Below are 12035 nucleotides of genomic sequence, written 5' to 3' on the forward strand. Positions count from 1 at the left end.
AAAGAATACCGAGAGGACGTGAGCATGACACCAACAACCACGAAAACGCTCTACGATACCGATTTCGCTCTCTGGATCGACGAAACAGTAGATCGATTAAAAGCCGGAGATTTCGCTGCGATCGATCTGGACAATTTAATCGAGGAGGTGGAATCCTTGGGAATTGGTCAGCGTAAATCGGTTCATAGTTTTCTGGTTCGTTTACTGGAGCATCTCTTAAAACGGTGTTATGTCGCTCTCCCGGATTGTTATCGGGGATGGGAGATCGAGATCCGGAATTTTCGCAACGAGTTAAAAAAAGAGTTTAAATACTCACCGAGTTTAAAAAGCTTTCTAGTCGAGATCTTTGGGGAATCCTACGGGGAAGCGTTGGAGTCGGTGCGCGAGGATTATCCTGATACCAGTTTTCCTGATGTTTGTCCTTTTGCGAAGGATGTGGATACTCTGTTAACTGAAAAGTTTTGGAGAGATGGACAGTGAGGGAGTAAAGATAAAAAGTGAGATTGCCATAAAGCTTCGGAGTAATTGAGAGCAATGCAATACTTAAAAAATATCAGTCTAGCCAAAGACTGGAAATTAGATAAATTGGGCGAATGTTATCAAAAAATATCGACAAACTATCAGCCTTTTGAAAAGGGAAATACGCCTTATACAGAACTTGAATATATAGCGAGCGGTTTTCCCAATTTAGTTGGTCTCGGTCTTGAATCTAAAGTTAAAATTGGTAAGATAGAATTTCCTGTTAATGACGTTTTATTCGGAAAGCTACGACCTTATCTACAAAAATATTTAAATGGGTTTTGTGCAACAGACATCCTTGTTATCAGGGTAAATGTTCAGCTTTTACCTAAATTTTTACTTTATACAGTTCCTGACAATTTGTTTGTTAAATATGCAATTTCAACAACTACATTAGACCTAATTTTGGAAAAAATCAATCAACATCGGGCAAAATTAAATACTTTACAAGATTTATCTCAGAACCTTCTCCATCAACTGATGACCGCTCAAATCCGAGTTGATGACCTCGATTTATCCGCCATCGACCTTGAACTAGGGGAAGGAGGTGAATAATAATGCTAACCTTCGATGAACTATGGGAACTGCTCATCGCTCAGGATGAGAGTGTTCAGATTGAAGTAAAACGAGGATCGGAATTCGGGAAAAGCTGTTGGGAAACGATTAGTGCGTTCGCCAACGAACCAGGATTAGATGGCGGTTACTTGATTTTAGGAATTAAAGCTCTAGAGGGTAGCGACGGCGATAAATACGAGATCGAAGGACTCGATGACCCGGACAAAATTCAACGAGATCTCGCCAGCCAATGCCGGGAAGTGTTTAATATTACGATTCGCCCGCGGGTAGAGACAGTGACTAAAAGCGGAAAAACCCTGGTCGTCGCTTTTATCCCCGAAGCCCAGCCCTCGGAAAAACCCGTTTATATTACCAGTAGAGGAATCTCAAAGGGCGGGTTTAGACGGATCGCCTCCACCGATCAGAGACTAACCGAAACAGATATCGAACTTTTCTATCGGGAGCGTAACTCCCAAAGCTACGACGCTACTCCCTTTCCCGATGCTACTCTAGACGATCTAGACCTGGACGCGATCGCCGCTTACCGTAGAGAGAGAAAAGCTTTTAATCCTGATGCGAGCGAACTCAATTATGATGATCGGGAATTGTTATACTCTCTGAACGCGATCGTTAAACATCCTACCCAAAAAGGAGAATACTGCCTTACCTTTGCTGGCTTAATTCTATTTGGAAATGCGATCACTCTACGTCGCCATTGCCCCATGCACCGTATCGACTACATTCTTGTAGAAGGGAAAGAATGGGTCGCCGATCCCGATAAGCGTTTTCAAGTCGTTGAAGTCCGGGAACCTCTACTGTTAGCGATTCCTAGACTAATCACCCTGGTACTCAACGATCTGCCCAAAGCTTTCAGTCTTGACGAAAACGGTATTCACAGAAGAGAAATCCCTATCATCCCTCGTAGAGTAATTCGGGAGGCAATTGTGAATGCCGTCATGCACCGCAATTATCGAGAGCGAAGTCCCGTTCAAATTATCCGTTTCTCCGATCGTTTAGAGATTCATAATCCGGGCTATTCTCTCAAACCTACAGATGAATTCGATCAACCGACTTCAAAAACTCGTAACGAAAAAATTGCCACAGTTCTCCATGAAGTGAATATGGCGGAAACCAAAGGATCGGGTGGTAAAATTATGTTAGACAAAATGTTAGAAGCTAATCTGACTCTACCTCTATTCGTTTCCAACCGAGATAGAGATTATTTTTGCGTCACTCTTTTTACCCATCATCTTCTCGATGACGAGGATATTCAATGGCTGACAAAATTTAAAAATCACACATTAAGTCCAGATGAAACAAAAGCACTTGTCGTATTAAGACAAGTGGGAATGATTAATAACTTAATTTACCGTGTTACTAACGATGTTGATACTCTCACCGCCAGTCAACATCTAAGACGCTTACGGGACGCTGGATTACTCGAACAGCAGGGTAAAGGCTCGGCTACTTGTTACACTCTGGCTTCAGGCGCTCAGTCCGCTCGGCCCGATCAAGACAAAGACTCTAATCCGGAAAGTAACGCGAGAGATCATAGCTTATCCAGACAGCAGGACACCTCTAATCCAGACAGTAGTACAGAGGGAGCGGAAAGCTTATCTGGACAGCAGGACACCTCTAATCCAGACAGTAGTACAGAGGGAGCGGAAAGCTTATCTGGACAGCTGGACATCTCTAATCCAGACAGTAGTACATTTGCGTCTAGACAACTTGAGCTTGATCTATTCGCTGTTGTTGAATCGGAATCTTTAAAGGAACGGTTAGCGAGCTTAGGGAAGCGACCCGGCACGAAAGAAATAAGAGAATTAATTCTTGACTTATGTGAAATCAAAGATCGCTCATCAAGCGAACTAGCATCGTTACTACAACGAAGCAGGAAACATCTACTATGCGAGCATATTAAACCTTTGATCCAGGAGGGAGAGCTTGAATATACAAACCCAGAAAAATTGAACGATCCTCATCAGACTTACCGAACCACTCGCCAATACAAAAAAATCTAAGTAGGGTCTGCTGAATAAATCTAAAAACCTTGTTGGGTAAGACTTTTAGACCTTTTGTCAATCAAAAAGTACTGGATCTGGGAGTGATCGGGGGGAAATTTAGGCACTTTTTCCCTGAAAATTAGGTAATTGGCCACCTCAAAACTGGTAAAACCCCACACCCCACACCCCACACCCCACACCCTGCCCCCAGGAAAAACTTTTTCAGCAAACCCTAAGTAGAGCGTATTTATCTCATGCCTAAACCAACAGAGAGCAGAAGGGTTCAAAGTCGTATCCTAACCTACGCGGGAGAGAGCGGACGGCAGATCGTCCCTCGTGCCGAAGCCGAAACCCGAAGAGGATTCCATAACTTTAATTGCGCCTACCTACTATAGGTCTAATAAAGTTGTTAAGTATTGCCGTTATCGATCGAGATCGGGTTAGCTTGGAGATAGCAGTGAGCATTCAGCTTTAAACACTTAATAACTGCTAACCGAATCATTGATAAGGGGGTTTTTTCATGGCTTTTAGCCGTTCTAGCGGTATTTTGCTTCATCCCACCAGTCACCCCGGCCGTTACGGGATTGGAGAACTAGGTAGGGAAGCCTATCAATTTATCGATTTTTTGGCTCAAAGTGGTCAAAAACTCTGGCAAATTCTCCCTTTAGGCCCCACAGGGTACGGTAACTCTCCCTACATGAGTTTTAGTGCCATTGCCGGCAATCATCTCCTGATTAGTCTCGATCTTCTTCGGGAGAAAAACCTGCTTAGTGAGGCAGATTTCGAGGATATTCCCGATTTTCCCCTCGATCAAGTGGATTTTGATAAATTGATCGCTTGGAAAATTCCCCTACTTAGAAAGGCGGCGAGCAATTTTGTCAAGGGTTCTGACACAATTCTTTACAAACAGTTTGCCGGCTTTTGTGCTGGTAATGCCGATTGGTTAGAGGATTATGCCCTCTTTATGGCCCTATCCCACGCTTACCAGGGTAAAGCATGGATGGAATGGCCGACAGAAATTCGCGAACGTCATTGGGGAGCGTTGGAAACACCGAAACAGGAGTTACAAGAGGAGATTTTTCTGCACAAATTCCTGCAATTTGAGTTTTTTGAGCAGTGGTTAGCCCTAAAACGCTATGCTAACTCCCTCGGTATCGAGATTATCGGTGATATCCCCATTTATGTCTCCCATAATAGTGCCGATGTTTGGGCAAATCCGCAGGTTTTCCGACTAGATCCGCAAACCGGTAATCCCTTGGAAGTGGCCGGGGTTCCCCCAGATTATTTCTCAGAAACGGGGCAATTATGGGGAAATCCTCTTTATAACTGGGATTATCTCAAAAATACGGGCTTTGACTGGTGGGTACGCCGTTTAAAAGCGGTTCTTTCCCTAGTCGATATCATCCGTATCGATCATTTTCGCGGATTAGAGGCCTATTGGGCGGTGGCTTTTGGCCAGGAAAATGCTATTAATGGTCATTGGCTCAAGGCCCCGGGTTATGATCTCTTTAATACTATTGGCGCTCGTTTAGGTAAATTGCCGATTATTGCCGAAGATTTGGGCGATATTGACCAAGCAGTCTTAGATTTTCGCGATCACTTTGCCTTCCCTGGGATGAAGATTCTCCACTTCGCTTTTGGGGGTGATGCGGGTAATCCCTATCTTCCTTTCAACGTCGAACGCAACTGTGTGATTTATACCGGCACTCACGATAATAATACTACTGTGGGCTGGTTTCAGGATAACGCCAACGACTACGAAAAAGCGCGACTTTATCAATATCTTGGCGCTCCCAGTGGTCAGGGAGTGGCTTGGGATCTGATTCGACTGGCCTATAGTTCCGTGGCTAATCAGGCGATCGTACCGTTACAGGATGTGTTAAGTTTAGGATCCGATGCGCGTATGAATACCCCCAGTGTCGCAGAAGGGAATTGGTCATGGCGCTATCGTCAGGAAGCTTTAACCGGAGAATATAGCGAGAGATTGCGGGATTTAGTCAATCTTTTTGGCAGAAATCGTTAAATCTCAACCCTTTTGTCGAGACGTTACCCCTAACGTCTCTTTTTGTCCGGTTAATGTGAGGGAGAATTTTTTAGCAATCTTTGCCGGATGCGATCGAGATTTTCTTGACTATTGACGGGTAAATGGGGTAGGGGTAATTCTAAATTGGGCCAATTACTCAAATCATGGCAAGGACAGGATAAACCCGATTGTCCCATCACTTCAATTGGTACAGGTATAGTACAACGAGCGCAGGGATGAAATTCCCATTGAGGGGAAAGTAAGTCTTGGATAGTTTGTTGAGTACCTTCTAGGTAACAATCGCCACTTTGAGGATCAAGCATTTTTTGCCAACAATCCTCAAACTCCGACGAATAGCGATCAGCATTGAAAATTGGCAGCGGAAATAGCATAGCTTGGTTTTTGGGACAAATAACTTTTTTTCCCAATTGAAACCAATGGGCGAGATATTTTTTAACGGCGGAGGTGTCTGACATATAGTTAGGTGTGGAGGCTGCCCTGATTATTGCTCTTACCATCAATCCTAGCGTTAACTTCTGGTGTCGGACAGGTCTTAGGATGATTGATGATCGAGTTTAATAATTATTTTAGTAACTGAGCATCGGGAGCTAGATTAATCCCAATAAACTCACCATTAAAGCTTTTTGGGCGTGCATCCGATTTTCCGCTTGTTCCCAGACTTTTGATTGTACACCCTCGATCGCCCCGTCGGTAATTTCTTCGCCCCGGTGAGCAGGTAAACAATGGAGAATAATCGCGTCTTTGTCAGCGTGACTCATTAGCTGTTCATTGACTTGGTAGGGCTGAAAAACGGGAATTCGGGCATCAGCGAGGCTTTCCTGTCCCATACTCGCCCAGACATCAGTATAAACCACCTGAGAGTCTTTTACAGCAGTAACGGGATCGTCGGTAATTAAGATTTTACTACCGGTTTTCTCGCCAATAGCCTGGGCGCTGGCGACAATTTCCCCATCCGGTTGATAGTTTGCGGGGGAGGCAACCCGCACATTTAACCCCATCAAAGCACCACCCAAGAGGAGAGAATTAGCGACATTATTACCATCCCCCACATAGGTGAGGTTAATTCCCCTTAAAGTCTGAAAAGTCTCTTGGATAGTCTGTAAATCGGCTAATATCTGGCAGGGATGTTCTAAATCCGTTAAAGCGTTGATAATCGGGATGCGCGAGTAATTGGCAAAAGCTTCTAAATCCTCTTGTTTAAAGGTGCGAACCGCGAGAATATCGAGATAGCGATCGAGTACCCGGGCTGTATCGGCTAAGGGTTCCCCTCGCCCCACTTGGGTTACACTGGGGTTAAGATCGATCACCTGTCCCCCTAACTGGTACATGGCGACGGTAAAGGAAACCCGCGTCCTGGTGGAAGCTTTATAAAATAGCAATCCCAAGACTTTTTTGCAGCTAGGGTTAAGATTACCAGCTTTAAGCTGTGCCGATAGATTGAGTAGGGCGCTGATTTCTTCGCTACTCATGTCGGTTATTCTTAAAACATCTCGTCCTTTTAAAGTGGCTACCATTGGTTTTTCTCTCGATAAACAGGGGTCTTGATTGGGTTTTATGGCAGTTAGCGGTTAGCAAAAATCTTGAGTAAAGACCCTATTATAATCCAGTTTTTTCGCTATTAGGCAATTTTTCCCGAAAATTTTCATTTTGGGGGTGTTAGCTGGACTAACATCCTCACTTTTTCTGTTAAATTAGGTAGGTGTTAAACATTGTCAGATTCACCCCTTATCAAGGTAGATCCCCCCGCCTATCGGCACCCCCCTTATCAAGGTAGATCCCCCCGCCTATCGGCACCCCCCTTATCAAGGCGGATCCCCCCGCCTATCGGCACCCCCCTTATCAAGGTAGATCCCCCCGCCTATCGGCACCCCCCTTATCAAGGTAGATCCCCCCGCCTATCGGCACCCCCCTTATCAAGGTAGATCCCCCCGCCTATCGGCACCCCCCTTATCAAGGGGGGCAGGGGGGATCAAACCCAAAATCTAATTTCTACTTAACTAATTTTGCCCCACACTTAGAACAAAAATTAGACGAGGGCGGATTTTTGTGTCCACAATTACCGCAGATAATTAAAGCTGGGTTAGCCACTTCCGTCACCGGAGAAAGAGGAATTTCTCCACCGCTATCCAACTTATAGTTATGGATTAACTGCAAAATAATTGCATCTTCCCGTTTATATTCTGTATTATCTTTTCCTCCTGTTAATTCCTCGGAACGTTGTTGTAAATATTCAATGAAAGTCCGATACAAAGCTTGTTTTTTCTCGGGAGTGGCTGCAGCCTGTAACTTAGCTGTCACCTGACTTTGAATTTTTTCCTTATCTTCGCGACAAGCTTTTACTTCTAACACCTGTACCGCATCTTCCCAACTGGTAGCGATATCGACTTTTTTTAATCCCGTTGCGGTTTTAATTTCATAGCGAATTGTTTTCTCATTAGTGACTCGATTGACTTCTGGAAAAAGCACTTTTAAAGCCCGGGCTGTCACCACCAATTGATAAATACTCGGATCTTCGGGAAAAACATCCCAGAAAGGAGGTTCCTTTTGGATATGCACGGGGATGGGTAAATCGCGATTTTCTCCCATTTGTTGGGCGCGTTTAGCGAGAATAAATTCTCCTTTCCAGTCCTGATAGGATTGCCGCAGTTCTCGCATTCCCTCGAGACAGCGTAGGGAAAAACCGCCAATTTCCTGCACGAAGACAAGACGATGTTTTTCCACTTCTGCCAAGGGTTTAATGTCGTCTTCGTTGGGGATAAATTCCCGCAGTTTCGGAATAATTTTTTGGGCTGCAGGGTTATTGGTATTTCTTCCCCCAATCAGGGCAACATTTTGATTTAATTGGGGCGTAAAACCCGCATCTTTTCCCCGCAAAACCGCAGGATTGAGCATAATTAGGGGTCGCGATTTTTGGTAGGCAATGCGAAGATTATTGATAATATCGGCATCGTTGTTATAAATTTTTAACAAGCGATCACAAGCGGCTAATTCCTGCTGAATTCGACTACTAACGGGGGCATTTTGTAGTAATTGATTAGCTTGGTTTATGATAACTTGTTGAAAATCTCCTTGACGAATATCGGCAATCTCGGTGATGTCAAATAAACGCATATTTTCATCAGCGCGGCGCGTTTCTTTCCAGAGGGGGCTAGATTGCTTTAAAATCTCTTCTGAGAGGGGTAAACAAAGGTTATCCATACCTGTATCGTAGGCATTTTTGTTACCGGCAATCCCCGAGGCAAATTGTTCGATCAAGTCTTGATAAAGACTATTTAATTCTTGTCTGTCAAATATTTTAATCCCATTAATTAACAAAGCATCGGCACTATCAATCTGTTGATTAGACTGGAGATTAAATAGATCGCGACTTTGAATTAATTTCTGACGAAAGCGATTAAACCGGCTTTCTAATTGATTAAGATGTTCCAGTAAACGATTAATAACCTCTACTCCTGCACCTCTGGTTTTTCGTTGAATATTGGCCATTAAATGGCCTTCCAATCCCGTTAAAGCTTGTTCACAATATTCTTCCATCTTATCTTTTTTCGAGATATGAAGTTTATCTTTCAGATCATTAATTTCTGCTAAAGCTGTATCATATTCTCGTTGACGTTTACTTTCATTTTGACTCCAAACCTGTTCTTGATCGCGACGGAATTTTTCTGCTATGTCGGTGAAGATTTGTCGTACTGAAACAATAAAACTCTCGGCAAATTTTACCCCACGGTTCCGATCCTCAAGGATATTATAAAACTCCATTTCTAGAGACTTTTTACCCCGTTGAATAATTTCATCCCGGTTATTATAAATCTTTTTCAGGTAATCGCCGTGCAGCCGTTCATCGGGACTCAATTCTAGTAAATGATTGCGTTTAAATTCCTCGACTCTTGGCGTTAAATAATCATTAATAAATTGGAGAATTTTTCCCTGTTCATTGCCTAAAATATTAACACCCTGTTTGGTACAAGATAGCCAATTATCTTGATTGATTTCCTGACGAGTTTCGTTAATCCATTGGGAGATTATGGCAATTAAAGAGCGATCCTTGTCGGCACATAAATCCATAATTAATTCCCCTTCGCTCAAGCGCATTCTTTTGAGGATATCACCTCTTACTAAGTCCAACATTTGAGCGGGTAAAATCACGGCATCATTCAGCCACCAATTAATTAAATCTTTGGCTAAACGTTCCGATAAGGAGGCACGAATTTGGGCAATAGGAATTTCAATAGTTGATAGCCCAAAACTCATAAATTGCTTAGGATAACCGCGACCTCCGGGGTCAGCTTGCGCCCAAGAACCCTTAATATTATCTCTAATGGAACGCTTATGGGGGGCAAAATCAGAGGTCATATCTAGGAAAATATTTTGGGCGATCATTTCCCGAATTTGACCGAGTTTAAAATCCCCTTCGCCGTTTTTTGTCCCCACTAAATATGTAAAATCAAAGGGGGGTAACTTACTAACAACTTCATCGACCAAACCGCTGCTAAACTGTTGATGGTATTCGGTTCTGTAGTCAGAAAAGTAATTTAATTCCATCAGGGCAGCGTAACCATTAGCCAAAACTCGATCGCCGACACTAATCCCCGCAAATGCTTCAGGAGTGGGAACAATTGCCGTACTCAAAGGACTACTTTCCCCGCGTAACCAATTACGAATACAGTAGCCTAGATCGATTAACATTCCGCTACCTGTACCACCGTTTAAAGACCCCGTAGTAAAGACATTAATAGCAGTATTATTAACTTTAATTCCATAGCGATCGAGCATAAAGTTTTCTTGTCCCTTTACCCGTCTCACCGCATCCAGAAATTTTCTTTGGATCTCATGATAATTGCAAAATAAAGCAAAACGGCCACAGGCGCGAATTTGTCCCGCTCCCGCTTCCAGGGAAGTAATATTTCTCTCTAATTCCGGGGGAAACCAACTATTAATCCAGGGATATCTATCCATGTCAGATACCATCTCCTGTACCTGTTTTCCACTCACCCGGGCCCAGTGTTTTTCGTTATCTTTAAAAGCACTGCCAGCAGCTTCAGGATTACTGATTTTATAATCCTTATCCGTGTCAACCACCAAAAAACTGACAATCGGAAAATTGCTCAAACTGCCATAACTTTCCTCGATTAGACGACGCAAGCGCGATAAAATTTCGTTACCCGTGCCACCAATACCCACTAAAACCGTGGGAACCATGCTTTTTTCTTCTACTGCTGCTGGCATAATTATTTAACTCCTAAGGCCATTTCTTGACGGTTGCGAGGGACTTCGTAGGTGAGGAAATCGTAGGCTAATTTAGTGTTAGGAAAAATCGCCCGCGCTTCCTCTAACAGATTGGAAATATCCAGAGAATTACCCGGTAGATAACGGGGACTAAAATGGGTCATTAATAACAATTTTACCCGGGCTGCCAAGGCCACCTGGGCTGCCATCGTCGAAGTGGAATGAACACTTTCAAAGGCTAACCCGGCATCTTGGTGTGCAAAAGTCGCCTCATGAATTAGCACATCTGCATTCTGTGCCAATTCGATCGAGCCTTCACAGAAAATAGTATCAGTACAATAGGCAATTTTACGGCCGATTTCCGTTTCTCCGCAGAGGGACTGACCGCGAATTTTTCTGCCATCGGGGAGGGTGACAGTTTCCCCTTTTTTCAGCTTGCCGTAAATTGGTCCGGGGGGAATACCTAAAGCGTTGGCTTTTTCCACATCAAAACGTCCAGGACGGTCTTTTTCGGCGATGCGATAACCGTGGGCGGGAATACGATGTTTTAATAGCTGACAGGAGACGGTAAATTCTTCATCTTCGTAGAGTATGCCGGGGGAAACGGGATGGACACGCACCCGATTGGCTAAATTAGTATAGGAATACTTAGCACAAGCACGCAGATAGTCCCCTAGTCCGGGTGGTCCGTAGATATCAATATCCTGAGCAGAACCGGCTAATCCGATACTGGCTAACAGTCCCATTAAACCAAAGATATGATCGCCGTGCATATGGGTGATAAAAATGCGTCGAATTTGGGAACTTTTTAGGTCGCTACGCAGTAACTGGTGTTGAGTTCCTTCTCCACAGTCAAACAGCCATATTTCCGCCCGTTGCGGCAAACGAAGGGCGATACTAGAGACATTGCGGGAACGAGTGGGAACCCCAGAACTGGTTCCTAAAAAAGTAATCTCCACAGGATAGCTGTCAGGATAGAGGATTCTTTTTCTAGTCTAGGCTGTTTTTATCGATTTCTCGATCGAATTGCTGCTTTTCTGTATTTCTTGACTTGGAAACAGGAAATCCCCTGATTTTGACCTAACTCTGCAATAATTACTGGCAGCCAGAAATACACCAGCGTCTTCATCATACTTTGTGCTTTTTGTCAAAAAAACTTTTTTTTTGCAATAAAACTACACAAAAAAAAGATCATCGTTATGCGTGAAATTGACTAATTTACCCGTCTTAATTAGGATTACCTTGTAGATGTGGCAAGGGTTTCAACCATTGCTGCCCAAAAAAGCACAGAATAACCCATTATGAAATTCAGCAAAATCGCTGTAACCATGATAACATCGTTGTTAAATAAAAATCTTTCTCAATTAATTCTTAAGAATTTGTAAATATTGCGGAATGTTAATTTAAATATTCTCAAGTTTGTGGAGTCAATAAATAATTTTTGCTTATCTTTGGCCAACATGGGGTTAGAAGTCAGTTATCAGTTATCAGTTATCAGTTCACTGAGAAAACACCCCACACCCCACACCCCCCACCCCACACCCCACACCCCACACCCCACACCCCACCCCCCACACCCCACACCCCACACCCCACACCCCCCTCCCATCTCCCTTCTCTACAATAATTACTCGCAACCAGAAATACCTTGGGTTCCTATCATACTTTGTGCTTTTTGTCAAAAAAAC

8 protein-coding genes are annotated in these 12035 nt (G+C 43.6%); 4 read left to right on the forward strand and 4 right to left on the reverse strand.

The features are described from left to right. Positions 1 to 24: 24 nt before the first annotated feature. The 4 genes from IM450_RS04925 (at position 25) to malQ (ending at position 5100) form a co-directional block, all read left to right on the forward strand. Entirely contained in the window at positions 25 to 480 is a 456-nt protein-coding gene (locus IM450_RS04925; protein WP_159250611.1) for a DUF29 domain-containing protein, read from the forward strand. A gap of 54 nt (positions 481 to 534) precedes the next feature. Beyond that, complete coding sequence (locus tag IM450_RS04930; RefSeq protein WP_287665140.1) at positions 535 to 1074, forward strand: restriction endonuclease subunit S; 540 nt, start codon at positions 535 to 537, stop codon at positions 1072 to 1074. Between the two features lie 2 nt (positions 1075 to 1076). Beyond that, positions 1077 to 3095, forward strand: coding sequence for an ATP-binding protein (locus IM450_RS04935; protein ID WP_287665143.1), 2019 nt, complete (start codon positions 1077 to 1079; stop codon positions 3093 to 3095). Between the two features lie 502 nt (positions 3096 to 3597). Next, a complete protein-coding gene (malQ, locus tag IM450_RS04940) occupies positions 3598 to 5100 on the forward strand; it encodes a 4-alpha-glucanotransferase (RefSeq protein WP_287665146.1) in 1503 nt (500 codons plus the stop codon). 50 nt (positions 5101 to 5150) lie between these two features. On the opposite strand, the gene IM450_RS04945 is transcribed toward malQ, so the two are convergent. The 4 genes from IM450_RS04945 to IM450_RS04960 all read right to left on the reverse strand — a co-directional run bounded on the left by IM450_RS04945 (position 5151) and on the right by IM450_RS04960 (position 11306). Next, the gene (locus tag IM450_RS04945; protein ID WP_108935920.1) at positions 5151 to 5576 is read right to left on the reverse strand and encodes a hypothetical protein; all 426 of its coding nucleotides are present in this window, start codon (positions 5574 to 5576) and stop codon (positions 5151 to 5153) included. 132 nt (positions 5577 to 5708) lie between these two features. Continuing rightward, positions 5709 to 6635 carry an ornithine carbamoyltransferase gene (argF, locus tag IM450_RS04950; RefSeq protein ID WP_069475144.1) on the reverse strand — a complete coding sequence of 309 codons (927 nt, stop codon included), beginning with the start codon at positions 6633 to 6635 and terminating at the stop codon, positions 5709 to 5711. A 475-nt stretch (positions 6636 to 7110) separates the two neighbouring features. After that, the gene (locus tag IM450_RS04955) at positions 7111 to 10347 is read right to left on the reverse strand and encodes a tubulin-like doman-containing protein (RefSeq protein ID WP_287668965.1); all 3237 of its coding nucleotides are present in this window, start codon (positions 10345 to 10347) and stop codon (positions 7111 to 7113) included. A 2-nt stretch (positions 10348 to 10349) separates the two neighbouring features. Beyond that, positions 10350 to 11306: a ribonuclease Z gene (locus tag IM450_RS04960; RefSeq protein WP_287668968.1), complete on the reverse strand. Its 957-nt coding sequence runs from the start codon at positions 11304 to 11306 to the stop codon at positions 10350 to 10352. Positions 11307 to 12035: the final 729 nt, after the last annotated feature.

The organism is Microcystis sp. M083S1 (genome assembly GCF_020246405.1).
Classification (GTDB): domain Bacteria; phylum Cyanobacteriota; class Cyanobacteriia; order Cyanobacteriales; family Microcystaceae; genus Microcystis; species Microcystis aeruginosa_C.

Bases quoted from the DNA above. Each gene is read 5' to 3' on its own strand.
- IM450_RS04930 (WP_287665140.1), top strand. From the start codon at position 535: ATGCAATACTTAAAAAATATCAGTCTAGCCAAAGACTGGAAATTAGAT.
- IM450_RS04955 (WP_287668965.1), bottom strand. From the start codon at position 10,347: ATGCCAGCAGCAGTAGAAGAAAAAAGCATGGTTCCCACGGTTTTAGTG.
- IM450_RS04925 (WP_159250611.1), top strand. From the start codon at position 25: ATGACACCAACAACCACGAAAACGCTCTACGATACCGATTTCGCTCTC.
- IM450_RS04945 (WP_108935920.1), bottom strand. From the start codon at position 5,576: ATGTCAGACACCTCCGCCGTTAAAAAATATCTCGCCCATTGGTTTCAA.
- IM450_RS04935 (WP_287665143.1), top strand. From the start codon at position 1,077: ATGCTAACCTTCGATGAACTATGGGAACTGCTCATCGCTCAGGATGAG.
- malQ (WP_287665146.1), top strand. From the start codon at position 3,598: ATGGCTTTTAGCCGTTCTAGCGGTATTTTGCTTCATCCCACCAGTCAC.
- argF (WP_069475144.1), bottom strand. From the start codon at position 6,635: ATGGTAGCCACTTTAAAAGGACGAGATGTTTTAAGAATAACCGACATG.